Raw genomic sequence first — 14,545 nt, 5'->3', positions numbered from 1 at the left:
TCCTGGCGGCCCGTGGTGATCATGATTTCTTGATCGTCTGGACAAAGTCTGGACGCCGATTCCGGTTAAGTCGGGCATCGCGCTTATGGGGTGTTTCGTGTCGGCGTCGGACAGGTCTCCGCTAGCTCGTCCCGCAGTGAGAAGTGGGTCCATGTGAACGCCTTGACGCCGGCGCGCCTCCGCTGCGTGGTCTGTTTGTGATTGATGGTCGCGCTCAATGTTGGTGATGTATCCTGGGTGCATACATCGTGGACGTTGGAGGTGTGCGATGTCCGTCACGCAGATTGATCTCGACGACGAGGCACTGGCCGAGGCCATGCGGCTCATGGGTGCCACGACGAAGAAGGAGACCGTCAACGCGGCCCTTCGGGACTACGTGGCGCGGATCAGGAGGCTCGAGGCCGCGGAGAAGCTGGCCGCGCGAGGTGAGCGCGGCGAGTTTGAGCAGGCCGCAGCGGCGCATGAAGCCGAGAAGCGTGCGCGGCGCGAGGCCTTCGAGTGATCACGTATCTGGTCGACACCTCGGCTCTGTGGCATATGTTCCGTACCCCAGGTGCGCTGCGCCCCTGGGAGGGACACATCGCCGCCGGGGTGTTCCACGTCTGTGAGCCGACACGAGCCGAATTCCTCTACTCGGCGACCAGCCCCTCTCACCGAGATGAGCTGGCCGAGGAACTGGACGCGCTCTGTCTGCTCTCTCCGGTTCCGAAGAACGCCTGGCGGTGGGTCGACACCGCCCAGTACAAACTGACCCAGAGGGGCCAGCATCGGGCGGCGGGAGCGATCGACCTGTTGGTGTGTGCGACAGCTGTACACCATGGGCACACCGTCCTCCACGTGGACAATGACTTCGTGACGGTGGCCGGAGTCCTCAAGGAAGTTCAGCAGCGAGACGCACGAGCCTGATCTCCGAAGGCAGGTCACGTCTGTCGGCCTCTGACCTCGGTGATCGATGTCTCCTGGAGTGCACCAGCCGTCCTTCTGGTGATGGGTTCGACTGTACGCGCCACCGCGCGCCACGGGCCTCCTCGTGGATCGCGGGATCGCTTGGGCCAAGGCGGTTCCTACCGGGCCTGGCGGCCATCGGCGAGTTATCCCCGCGTACTTGGGGGGCGATCCACCTGCCCTTCAGTCGCTGCGCGTTGGAAAGGAAATCCGCTGCGCATGGTTTTGAGAACCTCTCCTCGACTGGGGAGAGGGTCCGTGAACCGGGTGCGCGTGCCCATCTGGGACGCGTTCTGGACGCAGGTTGGACACAAGGATCGGAGAAGACTGACAAGGGCCGGGAAGGACCGAGGCGCCAAACGCGCCTGACCTGGGAGAACGGCCAAGATGAGCATGGATCGGCAAGGGTCGCCAAGATCCACAAAGGACTCATAATCCGTCGGTTGTGGGTTCGAGTCCCACCCGCCTCACCAGCGCAGGGCTGTGACCTGCGGAAACGTTCATTTTGTCCTAGTGGATATGGCTCCTCCGGCTGGTTCGGCACAGGATTCTGGACGCTGGCTGGACGCGAGGAAACTGGAAGGGGGTGCTCCGGTGCCGATCCATCCATTCTGCTCAGCTCCGGTATGCCTGCGCGAAGCGTGGGTATGTCCGGAGAGATCGCGGAAGCCGTCGTGTACCTGGCCTCCGATGCCTCGGCCTTAGCTGTGGGCCAGGCGGGACCTCCGGCTTCGGCGCGGCCGAAGCGGGAACGGTGCGGCCGGAAAGCCTTCGCTTTCCGGCCGCACCGCCACCGTCTGGGTCACCCGGTCACTGGATCGTCCATGCCTGGTACACGTGGTTCAGGGGCATCCACTGGCTGATGGCGGCTCCGTCCGCCGTCGATCCGGCACCCACCTCCAGGACCTGCCCGCTCTCGAAGTTGCGGATGAGGTACCCACCGCTGGTCGGCTCGAAGTACCACAGCTGGTTGTTGCCGCCGTCGTAGGTGTACTGCCGCAGTGCGGTTCCCCTCCGGTGACTGGAGTTGTTCATGGCGAGGACCTTGCCGCTGTTCCTGTTCACGATCTTGTAGAGCTGCCCACTGACCGGAACGATGTTCCACTGCTGGTTGGTACCGCCGTTGCTCGGCCACTGGATGACGCCCGCGCCGTCGGCGGTGGAGCCCTGGTTCACGTCCATCAGCTCTCCGCTGTTGACGTTCTTGATCGTGTAGTTCGTCGACGGGTTGATGTTCGGCGTACCGGTCGCGTCCTCCAGCGCACCGCCGGCCTGCTGGACACTGAAGTCGGCGATGAAGAAGTAGGCGCCGTCGGTCTTTGCGACCCGCACGTAGCGGAACTTCTGGCGGACGTCGATGTTGCCCGTGAGTGTCGAGGCGAGCGGCAGGGCGGTGGCGCCCTGGCGCCCCAGCACGGTGTAGGTGGCGAAGGACGGGTCGTTGGAGCCACGGATCTCGAAGTTGCTGCGCGTCTCGGGCTGGTCGAGGTCCTGGCGCGTCGTCAGGGAGTACTGGCCGAGCTGGTAGGCCTGCCCGAGGTCGACCTGCCACCAGGCCGAGGTGTCGGTCCCGGTCGGCGACCAGCCGGTCGAGCTGTTGTTGTCGTTGGCTTTGGCCGCCACCCAGGCGGAGCTGTACACCGAGGAGGAGGATGCCGGCTTGTTGGAGGCGAGGTTGAGCTTGGCTGCCAGCCCCCGGTAGGCGGACTCCAGACCGGATGCCTTGATCACCGAGTCACCGGACGTCGTGTTGTTGGTGAGCGTGACGTTGGTGCCGTTGCGGTTCTGGTGGATGGATTCGTCGGTATGCGACAGCACGTTGTTCGAAAGGGTCATGTTGTTCGACCCCTCGTCCAGGTAGATGCCGCTGATCGCGGAAGCGCAGGCGGCCGGGGACCTCAGTACCTCGTGGATGTAGTTGCCGTTGAAGACCGTGCCCGGGTCGTTGGAGAGGTGGTAGATGGCTGCGGAGTCGCACAGCCGGTTCATCACGTTGCCGAGCCGGTTGTAGCTGACACTGTTGTTGCCCAACGCGTTGGCCGCGGACTGCCAGCCCCAGCCGAGCGAGATGCCGGCCCACGGTGTGTCGGATATGTCGTTGTGATCGATGGTGGTGCTGTTGACGAAGCCCGCGTTGATGCCGGCGGTTCCCAGGTAGTCCTGACCGATCCGGGTGATCAGGTTGTTCTTGACGGTGATGTTCTTGACGACCTCCCGGGCGTCCTCACCGGCCGGTGAAGTGGGCGGGTTGTAGACGGTGTGGTACTCCACGGTCGGGTCGGAGAACTTGCCGACCATGATTCCGTTGCCGGCGATGTCGTAGATGAGGTTGCCGGTCACGGTGCTGTCGTGCACGCCGTGGTGCAGGTCGAGTGCGCTGGCGCCCATCTGGGTGAAGGTGTTGCCGGTGAAGGAGACGCGGTCGGCGTCCGCGGCCTGGACCCCGGCCGGTGGACGGCCGACGTACTGCTGGTTGGAGGTGTTGGCCGAGATGTTGTAGTTGCCGCCCTGGGCGTTGAGGTAGCCGTTGTTCGTCGCTGCCATCCAGGTGGTCTGGGTGAAGGTGATCCCGGAGAAGCGCAGGTCGTGGGCGGGACTGTCGAGGCTCGTGCCCTTGATGTCAAAGAGCGTCTGCAACGTCGGCGCCTGCACGGTGGCCGTGGACATGTCCTCGCCGGGGCGGGGCTTGTAGTAGACGGTCTGCGCTGCGGTGTCGACGTAGAACTCGCCGGGTTCGTTGAGGAACTCGTGGGCGTTCTCGAAGTGCAGGGGGGAGCCGTTGGCGAGGAGCGGGTTGGGGCGCTGGAAGAGGATGCCCGCCTCGTGGTCCTGGATCGACACGTTGGCGGTGCCGCTGCTGGAGCTGATCGACTTCAGCCGCAGGTAGCTCTCGCCCCATGCCGTTTCCAGCATCATCTCGACCTGGCTGAGCTGGTTCCAGTCGGAGACCTGTGAACTCAGCACCTTCAGCAGCTTGTTGGTCTTGTCGCTGCTCTGCAGCTGGAAGTCCGTGCCGAGGTCGGGGAAGCGCGCACGGGTGGCGCGGACGCCGTTGATGTACAGCTGCCGGAAGTTCAGGCTGCCCACGGACGCCTTGTACTCGCCGTTGGCAGCCGCGGTCCAGCCGGTGATCGCCTTGCCGCCGGTGATCACGGGCGTCTCACCGTTGTACGCCTGGTAGACGACCGTGTGGCCGTTCGTGCCCGAGTCGCTGGTGCCGAAGCCGATCGGGGCGGTGAGGGGGTAGGTGCCTCCGCGCAGGTTCACCACGATGTCGTCGGACATGTTCGCGTTCACGGCTCGGACCGTGGCCTGGGCTGCCTGGATGGTCTTGAACGCTGAGGCGGTGCTGGTTCCCGTGTTGCTGTCACTGCCGTTGACAGGGTCGACGTAGAAGTTCGTCGTGGCCGCGTAGGCGGGCGTAGCGGGCAGCACGGCCGCGAAGACGACAGCCGCCGCTGCGAGCGCCGTGGCGGTCCCCGCGCCGATGCGTGAAGGTCTCATCTGTGGTGTCCTTCCTCGAACCCCCGCTGAGTCCTATGAGTTGTATTTATCGGTGCAAGCAGGCCTTCCGGTCAAGACGATAGGCGCACCTACTTTTTGCAGACGTAACACCGATGACACATGGACCAATCGGACTGGCGTCACTCGGGCCACCTCTGGCGAAGTCATTGTCCGAGGTGGAGGGGTATCAAGCCGGAACCATCGCCCGTCGACCCACCCCGTGCACGCCCCTGCCAAACCGGCCGCCTGGAATGAGTAGTACTCATTCAGACTCCTGTTGTGGTCGATAGCTCGCACTTCATGCGGGAGGCTGAACAACCGCGCCCGGCCTGTGCCGGGCCGTTTCCGGTCGGGGTCCAGGCGCAGTCCTGCATCACCGGCTCCGCCCCGCGGCGATGACCTCGTGGGCTCCCTATCTGTCCCTGCGGCGGGGCCCGTCGCACTGCCAAGCGTTTGGCTGTCTTGGGGTGATGCCGAGTAGGTCGGCGATGACCATGGAGGGCAGGTCTACCAGGGCGTCCGTCATGGCGGTGTTCCGTGCGGCGCGGGCGGGCAGACCGTGGTGTCTCAGGGTGTCGGCGAGGCCGAGGGGGTTGCGCGGGCGTTCAGGGCTGTGACCGGGCAGGAGGTACCTGCACCCGGCCGTGTTGCTGTGCCGGGGGCTTTGCTGGAGCTGGTCGTGGCGAATGTGGTCGTCGGTGAGTTCGACGATGCGGGTCAGGGGGAGGGCGTAGAGCCGGACGACAGCCGCGACGCGGACGGACGTATCGGCCTACGGCTGGAGGATGGCGTCGTGGGTGGGCTGTGCGAGCGTCTGGAGGTCGAATTCTGGACGCTGGCTGGACACGAGGATTCGGAAGCGCTGCCCGGTGACCTTGGGTGTCGGGAGACGGCCCAGGCGGCTGCGGACTGACTGGCATGGGGCACCAGGCGTAGTGGGCGTCCAGGGCCGCCTTCAAGCGAGTGCGGCGCCGTTTGTGCTTGGCCGGCCACCGGTGTCCCGTCGGGTGGCCAGTGCTGCCTGGGTGGAGCGCGCTATTCCTCGGCTGCGGTGGGGGCTTGGGGGAGGCGTAGTCGGAAGCATGCTCCGAGGGTTCGGGGGGTGAGGGTGAGGGTGAGGGTGCCTTGGTGGCGGTGGGCCAGGTCGCGGGCGATGGCGAGGCCCAGGCCGGTGCCGCCGTGGTCGCGGGAGCGGGCGTCGTCGAGCCGGACGAAGCGTTCGAAGATGCGCTCGGCGTCTTCGGCGGGCACGCCCGGTCCGTCGTCGTGCACCGTGAGCTCGACCCGGCCGTCCTGGTTCCGGACGGTGATCTGGATGCGGTGTGTGGCGTGGCGGGCGGCGTTGTCGATGAGGTTGCGCAGCAGTCGTTCGTATTCGTCGGGGTTTCCGTGTACGTGTGCGGGGGCGGTGCTGTCGCAGGTGAGGGTCAGCGGCCGTTCGGCGAGGGGGTATTGCTCGGTCAGCCGGGAGGCGAGGGCTGTCAGGTCCACGGTTTCGGTGCCGGCTGCGGGGGTGCGGGTGTCGAGGCGGGCGAGGAGCAGCAGGTCCTCGGCGAGGGCCTGGAGGCGGCGGGTCTGTCGTGCGGCGGTGGTGACCGCGGCGGGCCAGTCGGTCCGTTCCGGGTAGGCGAGCGCGACTTCCAGGCTGGCGAGCAGTGTGGTGAGGGGGCTGCGTAGTTCGTGGGCGGCGTCCGCGACGAAGCGGCGCTGCTGGGCGGCGGCGTCGTCGAGGCGTTGGAGGGTGGTGTTGATGGTGGTGGCCAGGGCGGCGATCTCGTCCCCCGTATGAGGGACGGTGACGCGTTCGCGGGGGTCGTTCGCGGTGACCGAGGCGGTGAGGACGCGGATGGCTTCGACCGGCCGCAGCGCGATGCGGACGGCGAAGTAGGCGACGGCGGCGATCAGTACGAGGCTGACGAGCCCGGCCCGCAGCAGCAGGCGGTCAGTGGCCTCGGTGATGGTCCCGGCGATGTCCTCGGCTGCGTGCGGGAGCACCACCACATAGACCCGCAGCTGGGCGTCGGCGGCGACACCCAGAGCGGCGACTGTGGTGCCGCTCAGTTCATCGGCCCTGACATCGTCGTACATGACCTGGTAGGTTCCGCCGTCCTTGCCGAACCGGTCCCCGGGTGCGGAGGCGGGGCGCGCCGGCAGGCGCACGGGACGGGTCGTATAGCCCCAGTTCGGCCCCTCGTCCGGTGGGGCGGGCAACTCGGCCTTCGGTGGGGCGGGCAGCACATGGCGGGTGCCGGGATCGAACTCCTCCATGCCTCCGCCGTAGGCGACGGCGGCGCGTCGGCCGGTCGCGACGATCTCGTACGGCACGGTGCTTCGGCGAGCGGGAACCGCCCCCTTCTCCAGCTGATCGACGAGAGCCAGGAACTGTTCCTGCGTCTGTCCTTGGGCGATCCCCGCGCTCTCGCGGTAGACGTCGTGGTGTACCCACCAGCCGATGCCGGTCAGGATGACGGCGGCGGCCGAGGCGGCGGCCAGGGCCGTGCGGGCTCGTACCGAACGCGGCCACCAGCGGCGTCGCGGCCCGGTCGCTTTCACGGTTGGCCACCAGCGGCGTCGCGGCTCAGTCGCGTTCACGGTCGTCCACCAATCGGTAGCCGGTACCCCGCACGGTCTGCAGGGACTGCCGGTGGAAGGCGGCGTCGACCTTCTTGCGCAGTGCGCTGACGCGCGCCTCCACCAGGTTGGGATCCCAGGCTTCGTCGGGCCACGCGTGATACAGCAGATCCGTCTTGGAGACCGCCTGGCCCGCGCGGCGGGCCAGCACCTCCAGCACGGCGAACTCCCGGGGTGTGAGTTCCACCCGTGTCCCGGCCCGGCGGCAGATCCGGCCCGCGACGTCCAGCGAGAGGTCGCCCACGGCGAGGACGGGTGGTGCGACCGCGGCGGCTCGTCTGACCAGGGCCCGCAGCCGTGCGACGAGCACCATGTAGGAGAAGGGCTTGGCCAGGTAGTCGTCGGCTCCTGTGTCCAGGGCCTCTGCCTGATCCCAGTCCCCGTCCTTGGCGGTGAGGACCAGGATGGGGGTCGCGTTGCCCTCTCGGCGCAGTTGGGCGCAGACCTTGTAGCCGTTGAGTCCGGGCAGCATCAAGTCCAGTACGACCAGGGCGTATTCGCCGGTCCGGGCCATCCACAGGCCCTGCCGCCCGTCGTGGGCGAGGTCGACGCTGTAGCCCTCGGCGGTCAGACCGGTGCGCAGGGTGTGGGCAAGGTCCACCTCGTCTTCGACCACCAGGATGCGCATGCGGTGCAGCCTTGCACAGCGTCGGGCCGCCTTCCTGATCGGCCGGTCAGGTTGGATCAGCATCCGGTCAACGAGGTCCCGGCACGCTGACGGAGTGTCTTCGCCACTGCTGAAAGGCTCTGCCGCACGTGTCCGTTGCTGAACATGCCTCCCTGCACCTCGGGTGCGACACCGGTGACGCGGGGGTGCTGAGCCGAGGTGGTCAAGCTCAAGGGCACGACGGGCCGTCATCACGCCACAAGCGAAGGGGAAGTCCGAGCGGGCGAGCGAAAGCGAACCCCTGTCCCTTACGAGCCGACATGAGGAACACCGCGTCAATGGCGCAGCGGGCGGCGGCACATTTACGCCTGACCAGCAGAAACCAGTGATTACACCCGGAAGACGACAAGTTCGCAGACAGCCTCCAGGGGGAGACTTGCGCAGACAAGTGAAAAGCGCGTGCACGGCCACGATCGCCACGGCGGCAGCCGTGGCCCTGGCGGCGGGCATGACCGGCCCGGCGTCGGCGGAGGCCGAGCGTGCAGCCAATGACCCGGCCGGCGCCTCGGCCGTGCAGACCGCGCCCAAGCACCGCATCACCCTGATCACCGGCGACCGTGTCGTCGTCGACGCCGAGGGCCGTGTCATCGGCCTGGAGCGGGCCGAGGGCCGTGAGGGGATACCCGTCCAGATCCGCAAGGCCGAAGGACACACCCTCGTCGTGCCGGCCGACGCCGCGCGGCTGATCGCCACCGGCAAGCTCGACCAACGGCTCTTCGACGTCACCGAGCTCAACAAGTCGGCCAACCGCAAGGCACAGAAGCAGGGACTCAAGCTGATCGTCGGCTACCGCGGCGCGGCCGCTGCGGCGAAGGCGGACGTCCGTGACGCAGGTGAAACCGAGGTCCGCAGGACCCTCAAGTCGCTCAACGCGGACGCGGTGCTGACGCCCAAGGGCGACGCACCCGACCTGTGGGCCGCGGTCACCGACGCGGGGCTCGACGGCGCGAGGACCGCCTCCGGTGTCGCCCACGTGTGGCACGACGGGGTCCGAAAGGCCAGCCTCGACAAGTCCGTCCCGCAGGTCGGGGCCGGCGAGGCGTGGGCCGCCGGGTACGACGGCAAGGGCGTCAAGATCGCCGTCCTCGACACCGGTGTCGACGGGACCCACGCCGATCTCAAGGGTCAGGTCGTCGCCGAGAAGAACTTCTCCACCGCCGCCGACGCGATCGACAGGCACGGCCACGGCACGCACGTGGCGTCCATCGCGGCCGGTACGGGCGCTGCGTCTCCCGCGGGGTCCGCGGGCAAGTACAAGGGCGTCGCGCCCGGAGCCAAGCTGCTCAGCGGCAAGGTGCTCGGCGACGACGGCTACGGCGACGACTCCGGCATCATCGCCGGTATGGACTGGGCGGTCGAGCAGGGCGCCGACATCGTGAACCTCAGCCTGGGCGACGTGGACACTCCCGACATCGATCCGCTCGAGGCCCAGGTCAACAAGTTGTCCAAGGAGACGGGCACCCTCTTCACCATCGCCGCGGGCAACGACGGGGCCGAGCAGACGATCGGCTCCCCGGGCAGCGCGGAAGCCGCGCTCACCGTGGGCGCAGTCGACGACGAGGACAAGCTGGCCGGGCTCTCCAGCATGGGCCCCGGCCTCGACGGACAGATCAAGCCGGACGTGACCGCCCCCGGCGTGGACATCACGGCGGCCTCGGCCCCGGGCAGCGTCATAGCCAAGGAGGTCGGCGAGAAGCCGGCCGGCTATGTGAGCATCTCGGGTACGTCGATGGCGACCCCGCATGTCGCGGGTGCCGCGGCGATCCTGAAGCAGCAGCACCCCGACTGGACGTACACCCAGCTCAAGGGCGCGCTGACCGGCTCCGCCAAGGGCGGCGCCTACACCCCGTTCCAGCAGGGTTCGGGCCGGATCCAGATCGACAAGGCCATCAAGCAGACCGTGGTCGCCGACCCGCCGTCGGTGAGCTTCGGCCTCCAGCAGTGGCCGCACACCGACGACACGCCGGTCACCGAGAAGATCACGTACAAGAACCTCGGGACGACCGACGTCACGCTGACCCTCGCGGTGGCGGGCACCGATCCGAAGGGGCAGGCCGCACCGGCCGGCTTCTTCACGCTCGGCGCGAAGACGCTGACCGTCCCGGCGGGCGGCTCGGCCTCCGCGGACCTCACGGTCGACACCAAGCTGGGCGGCACGGTCGACGGCGCCTACTCCGCGTACGTCACCGCGACCGGTGGCGGACAGAGCGTACGCACGGCGGCGGTGGTGCAGCGCGAGGTGGAGTCGTACGACGTCACGCTGAAGTTCCTCGGCCGTGACGGCAATCCGGCGAAGTACTACGGCACCAGTCTGGACGGTGTCTCCGGACTGGCACAGGACAAGTGGTACGCGCCCTACGACGAGTCCGGCACCGTCAAGGTCCGTGTTCCCAAGGGCGGTTACATCTTCAACTCGTCCGTCTCCGTCGACCCGGACGACTCCGCCAAGGGCTTCGACTGGGTGACGCAGCCGAAGCTGAGCATCACCGAGAAGGCCACGATCACGGTGGACGCGCGGACCGCCGAGCCGGTGGACATCACCGTGCCCGACGCGGCGGCGAAGCCAGAGGCCGCCATGCCGTTGTACACCGTCGGCGTGCCGGACGGCAGCCGCTCGTTCGGCTGGTGGCTGGACTCGTATGCCAACTTCCGTACCGCGCACGCCGGCCCGCCGGTCACCGACGGCACCCTGTACCAGCAGTGGGGCGGTCACTGGACCAAAACCGCCGAGGAGTACGACACCCTCGCCGGCGGCAAGGTCAAGCAGCTCGCCACCGGGTACACCAAGCACTACAAGGCGAGTGAACTGGCCACGGTGAAGACCGGTCTGGGCGCCTCGTCGAGCGGCAAGAAGGGCGCGATCCACGCCTGGGGCGGGCTGCCCGGCAGTACGAGCACCTTTGCGCCCGGGGTCCAGCAGACGCTGCCCGGCACGCGCACGCTGCGCCTGTCCACCGCGGGCGGGGCGAAGTGGAAACTCGACTTCGAGCAGCACGGCGGGGTCGACGAGTCCGGCTCCCCGATCGTCGAGGCCTTCTACACGCTCGGCACCCCGGTGACCCTCAAGGCCGGAAAGAGCTACGAGAGGACCTTCAACACGGCGGTCTTCGGCCCGCGCGTCGGCTCAAGCCTCGGTATCTACCGCGAGGGCAACGACATCTACGGCTCCCTGCCGCTGTTCACCGACGGCAAGACCCACTCCGGCTCCTCGCTCTACTCGTCGGCCACCACGACCCTCTACCGCAACGGCACCAAGGTCGGCTCGAACAGCGACCCACTGGAAGGGGCGGGCGTCTTCAAGGTCCCGGCCGGCGACGCCGCGTACAAGCTGACCACCTCCGTCGAGCGCAGCGTCAAGGTCGCCGCGGCCTCCACTCGCGTCGACGCCAGCTGGACCTTCCGCTCCAAGAAGGCCGACCTGGCCAAGCTGCCCGCGTCCTCGATCCGCTTCGACGCGGCCGTCGGCCTGGACAGCAGGGCCCCGGCCGACAAGAAGGTCTCCGTCCCGGTGATCGTCCAGGGCTCGGCAGCGGGCTCGAACCTGAAGTCCCTGTCGGTGTACGTGTCGTACGACTACGGCCGGACCTGGAAGAAGGTCACCGTCAAGAACGGCAGGATCGCGGTCACGAACCCGGCCAAGGACAAGGGGATCTCGTTCCACGCCAAGATCGCCGACAAGAAGGGCAACAAGTCGACGATCTCGATCTACAACGCGTACTACGGGAAGTGACCTGATCCGGTGGATCACCGACCGGTTCGCTGAACGGGAGTCTCTGTTCGATGAGCAAGGGCTTCTTCGTGTGCGGTGGCGTGATCGCGACGGGGTAGGGGCAGGCAGCGGTCGGCTTGTTGCTGATCGAGGAGGTCGCGAGCCGGACACTGACGACCGATGCGGTGCGCGATGTCGAGGCCGACGAGGTCTTCGTCGTACTCGCCGGCGACGCGACCGTGCGATTCGAAACCGGGGACAGCATCGAGCTGACCCCCGGCGTCGTGGTACGCCTGCAGGCGGGGGAGCGGACCGAGTGGGAGGTCCGCTCGCCCTGCGAAAGGTCTACGCCGCCGTCGGCTGAGACGCCGCTGGGGCGCTGACCGCTCCGGGTCTGATGGAGGCTCGGGCCCGTAGCCGGCCATCCGGCTCCCACAGACGGACCAGGGCCTGTCCGGTCGGCGGGGAGGAACACCGGACAGGGCCTGGTGGATCAGGGGCGGGAGGGTTGTGGGCTGGTGTCGCCGGGGTGACCTGGTCGCGGTCCGTCAGTCGCGGTAGAGCAGGGCGGCGGTGTCGGGGGGCAGTAGTCCGTCCTTGTCCAGGGGGCCTGAGACGAGGAGGGGGCTGTGGCCGGCCGGGAGGGGGACAGGTCGGGCGGAGAGGTTGACCGCGCACAGCAGGCCCTCGCCCCGTTCGAAGAGCAGTGTGCCCTCCGGGCTGTCGAGCCAGCGGAACACCTCGCCGGTCAGACCGGGGTGGGTACGGCGCAGGCGTAGGGCGGTGCGGTAGAGCTGGAGCATGGAGGTGGGGTCGGCCTGGTTGGCTTCGGCGGTGTACTCCTTCCAGTCCTCGGGCTGGGGGAGCCACGGGGGTGCTCCGGAGGTGCTGAAGCCGAAGGGTGGGGTGTCGCCGGTCCAGGGGAGGGGGACGCGGCAGCCGTCGCGGCCTCGCACGGTGTGGCCGGTGCGTTCCCAGATGGGGTCCTGGAGGAGCTCCTCCGGGATATCCTCGACCTCGTAGAGGCCGAGTTCCTCGCCCTGGTAGACGTACGCGCTGCCGGGCAGGGCGAACATCAGGAGGGCGGCGGCGCGGGCGCGGCGGGTGCCGAGGGCGCGGTCGGTGGGGATGGTTCTGTCGCGGAACAGGGCCTGGACGCCGGTGTCGGCGCGGCCGTAGCGGGTGACGTGGCGGGTCTCGTCGTGGTTGGACAGCACCCAGGTGGCGGGGGCGCCGACGGCGGCGAGGCCGGTGATGCTGCGGTCGATGACCTCGCGCAGCTTGCCGGCGTCCAGGGGGCACTTGAGGAAGTCGAAGTTGAAGGCCGTGTGGAGTTGGTCCGGGCGGAGGTACTCCGGCATGCGGCTGGGGCGGACGTGGGCCTCGGCGACGAAGACGCGGGGGTCGGGGTAGCTGTCGGCGATGGCGCGCCAGCTGCGGAAGATGTCGTGGAGGCCTTCGCGGTCCCAGTGCGGGTGGTCCTGCTGGTCCTCCCCGGTCAGGACGGAGAACTCGGTCAGGCCGAGGTCGGGGAGGGCGGGGTCCTTGACCATGCCGTGGGCGACGTCGATGCGGAAGCCGTCGACGCCGAGGTCGAACCAGAACCGCAGGATCGACTCGAACTCGGCGCGGACCTCCGGGTTGTCCCAGTTGAGGTCGGGCTGTTCGGGGGCGAAGAGGTGGAGGTACCACTGGCCGTCGGGGGTGCGGGTCCAGGTGGGGCCGCCGAAGGCGGCGTGCCAGTCGTTGGGGGGCTGGGAGCCGTCCTCGCCCTTGCCGTCGCGGAAGACGAACCGGTCGCGTTCCGGTGAGCCGGGGCCTGCGGCGAGCGCCTTCTGGAACCAGGCGTGCTGGTCGGAGGTGTGGTTGGGGACGATGTCCAGGATGACCCGCAGGCCCAGCTCGTGCGCCTCGGAGATCAGCTGCTTCGCCTCGTCGAGGGTGCCGTAGGCGGGGTGGATGTCCCGGTAGTCGGAGACGTCGTAGCCGCCGTCGGCCAGCGGCGACGGGTACCAGGGGTTGATCCAGATCGCGTCGACGCCGAGGTAGGCCAGGTACTGGAGGCGCGAGCGGAGGCCGGCGATGTCGCCGGTTCCGTCGCCGTCGCCGTCGGCGAAGCTGCGTATGTAGACCTGGTAGATCGCGGCCGTACGCCACCAGTCGGCGTCGGGGCGCGGCGAGGTGGGGGCAGAGTTGATCATGGTGCCGGTCCTGACTGTGTGAAGAAGAGAGGTGGGGGTGAGGTCAGCCCTTGACCGAGCCCTGGAGCAGCGCCTTGACGAAGTGGCGTTGCAGGAACAGGAACACGAGGATCGTGGGGGCCATGATCAGCAGGGCGCCGGCGTTCAGCAGCACCTGGTCGGTGGCGTACTTGGTGGTGAACGCCTGTAGCGCGCCGGCCATCGTCCGCTTGTCGGGGTCGTCGATCAGTACCAGGGCCAGCAGGAACTGGTTCCAGGTGGAGAGGAACATCAGCAGCGAGAGGGAGGCGATCGCGGGGCGGGCGAGGGGGAGGTGGATGTGGAGCAGGGCTCGACAGGGTCCGGCGCCGTCCATACTCGCCGCCTCGGACAGCTCCTTCGGCACGCCGGCGAAGTGCGCCCGCATCCAGAACACCGCGAACGGCATGTTCATCCCGATGAGCGGAAGGATCAGTGCCCACTGGGTGCCCAACAGGCCCATGGCCCTGGTCTGTTCGTAGAGCGGGACGATGACGATCTCGTACGGCAGCGTCAGCGTCATCACCAGGATGATGTAGAAGACGCGGCCGAGGGGAATCTCCAGGACCGCGATCGCGTACGCGGCCATCGTGGAGATCAGGACCGCCACGGGTACGACGCCGAGCACGATGAGGGTGCTGGACCTCAGCAGGGTCGTGATGTTGGCGACGTTCCAGGCGTCGACGAAGTTGTGCCAGTGCGGATCGGAGGGCCAGCTCAGGCCCGAGGGGAAGGTTCCCTGGGGTGCGAGGGCCGCACTGACCATGCTCAGCAGGGGGACGACCGAGTAGAGCGCGGCGGCCGTGATGAGGATGAGTCCGGGGGCGCGTCGGCGCAGAGCCCGTGCGGTCTGCGTGCGTTCGGGCATGG

The 14,545-nt window shown here is 68.0% G+C and carries 10 protein-coding genes; 5 read left to right on the top strand and 5 right to left on the bottom strand.

The annotated features are described in order from the left end of the window. Nucleotides 1-268 precede the first annotated feature (268 nt). Both SMA5143A_RS35685 and SMA5143A_RS35680 read left to right on the top strand, forming a co-directional pair. Nucleotides 269-502 (top strand): type II toxin-antitoxin system VapB family antitoxin, encoded by a 234-nt coding sequence (locus SMA5143A_RS35685; RefSeq protein ID WP_033530157.1) that lies wholly within the window; start codon nt 269-271, stop codon nt 500-502. Continuing rightward, nucleotides 499-906 carry a PIN domain nuclease gene (locus tag SMA5143A_RS35680; RefSeq protein ID WP_107466969.1) on the top strand — a complete coding sequence of 136 codons (408 nt, stop codon included), beginning with the start codon at nt 499-501 and terminating at the stop codon, nt 904-906. Before SMA5143A_RS35685 ends, SMA5143A_RS35680 begins: the two co-directional genes overlap by 4 nt. An 849-nt stretch (nt 907-1,755) precedes the next feature. Here the strand turns inward: SMA5143A_RS35680 and SMA5143A_RS35675 are convergent. Then, nucleotides 1,756-4,449, bottom strand: coding sequence for an RICIN domain-containing protein (locus tag SMA5143A_RS35675; RefSeq protein ID WP_107466968.1), 2,694 nt, complete (start codon nt 4,447-4,449; stop codon nt 1,756-1,758). A 679-nt stretch (nt 4,450-5,128) separates the two neighbouring features. On the opposite strand from SMA5143A_RS35675, the gene SMA5143A_RS35670 reads away from it, so the two are divergent. Continuing rightward, a complete protein-coding gene (locus tag SMA5143A_RS35670) occupies nt 5,129-5,362 on the top strand; it encodes a hypothetical protein (protein ID WP_146194000.1) in 234 nt (77 codons plus the stop codon). Nucleotides 5,363-5,484: 122 nt separating this feature from the next. Here SMA5143A_RS35670 and SMA5143A_RS35665 read toward each other — a convergent pair whose 3' ends face one another. Then, a complete protein-coding gene (locus SMA5143A_RS35665; RefSeq protein WP_107466966.1) occupies nt 5,485-7,002 on the bottom strand; it encodes a sensor histidine kinase in 1,518 nt (505 codons plus the stop codon). A gap of 25 nt (nt 7,003-7,027) precedes the next feature. Beyond that, nucleotides 7,028-7,708 (bottom strand): response regulator transcription factor, encoded by a 681-nt coding sequence (locus tag SMA5143A_RS35660; RefSeq protein ID WP_107466965.1) that lies wholly within the window; start codon nt 7,706-7,708, stop codon nt 7,028-7,030. Between the two features lie 427 nt (nt 7,709-8,135). Between SMA5143A_RS35660 and SMA5143A_RS35655 the strand changes: the two genes are divergently transcribed. Both SMA5143A_RS35655 and SMA5143A_RS35650 read left to right on the top strand, forming a co-directional pair. Further along, nucleotides 8,136-11,477 carry a S8 family peptidase gene (locus SMA5143A_RS35655; protein ID WP_107466964.1) on the top strand — a complete coding sequence of 1,114 codons (3,342 nt, stop codon included), beginning with the start codon at nt 8,136-8,138 and terminating at the stop codon, nt 11,475-11,477. A gap of 116 nt (nt 11,478-11,593) precedes the next feature. Then, nucleotides 11,594-11,839 (top strand): cupin domain-containing protein, encoded by a 246-nt coding sequence (locus SMA5143A_RS35650; protein ID WP_107466963.1) that lies wholly within the window; start codon nt 11,594-11,596, stop codon nt 11,837-11,839. A 165-nt stretch (nt 11,840-12,004) separates the two neighbouring features. On the opposite strand, the gene SMA5143A_RS35645 is transcribed toward SMA5143A_RS35650, so the two are convergent. Together SMA5143A_RS35645 and SMA5143A_RS35640 are read right to left on the bottom strand one after the other, a co-directional pair. Next, a complete protein-coding gene (locus tag SMA5143A_RS35645; RefSeq protein ID WP_107466962.1) occupies nt 12,005-13,657 on the bottom strand; it encodes a glycoside hydrolase family 13 protein in 1,653 nt (550 codons plus the stop codon). Between the two features lie 43 nt (nt 13,658-13,700). Then, complete coding sequence (locus SMA5143A_RS35640) at nt 13,701-14,543, bottom strand: carbohydrate ABC transporter permease (RefSeq protein WP_107466961.1); 843 nt, start codon at nt 14,541-14,543, stop codon at nt 13,701-13,703. Nucleotides 14,544-14,545 lie beyond the last annotated feature (2 nt).

Origin of the sequence: Streptomyces sp. MA5143a (assembly GCF_900290235.1) — a bacterium.
GTDB lineage: Bacteria > Actinomycetota > Actinomycetes > Streptomycetales > Streptomycetaceae > Streptomyces.
Note: the sequence above shows the minus strand (reverse complement) of the source record. Positions and strands in the feature narration are given on the sequence as shown.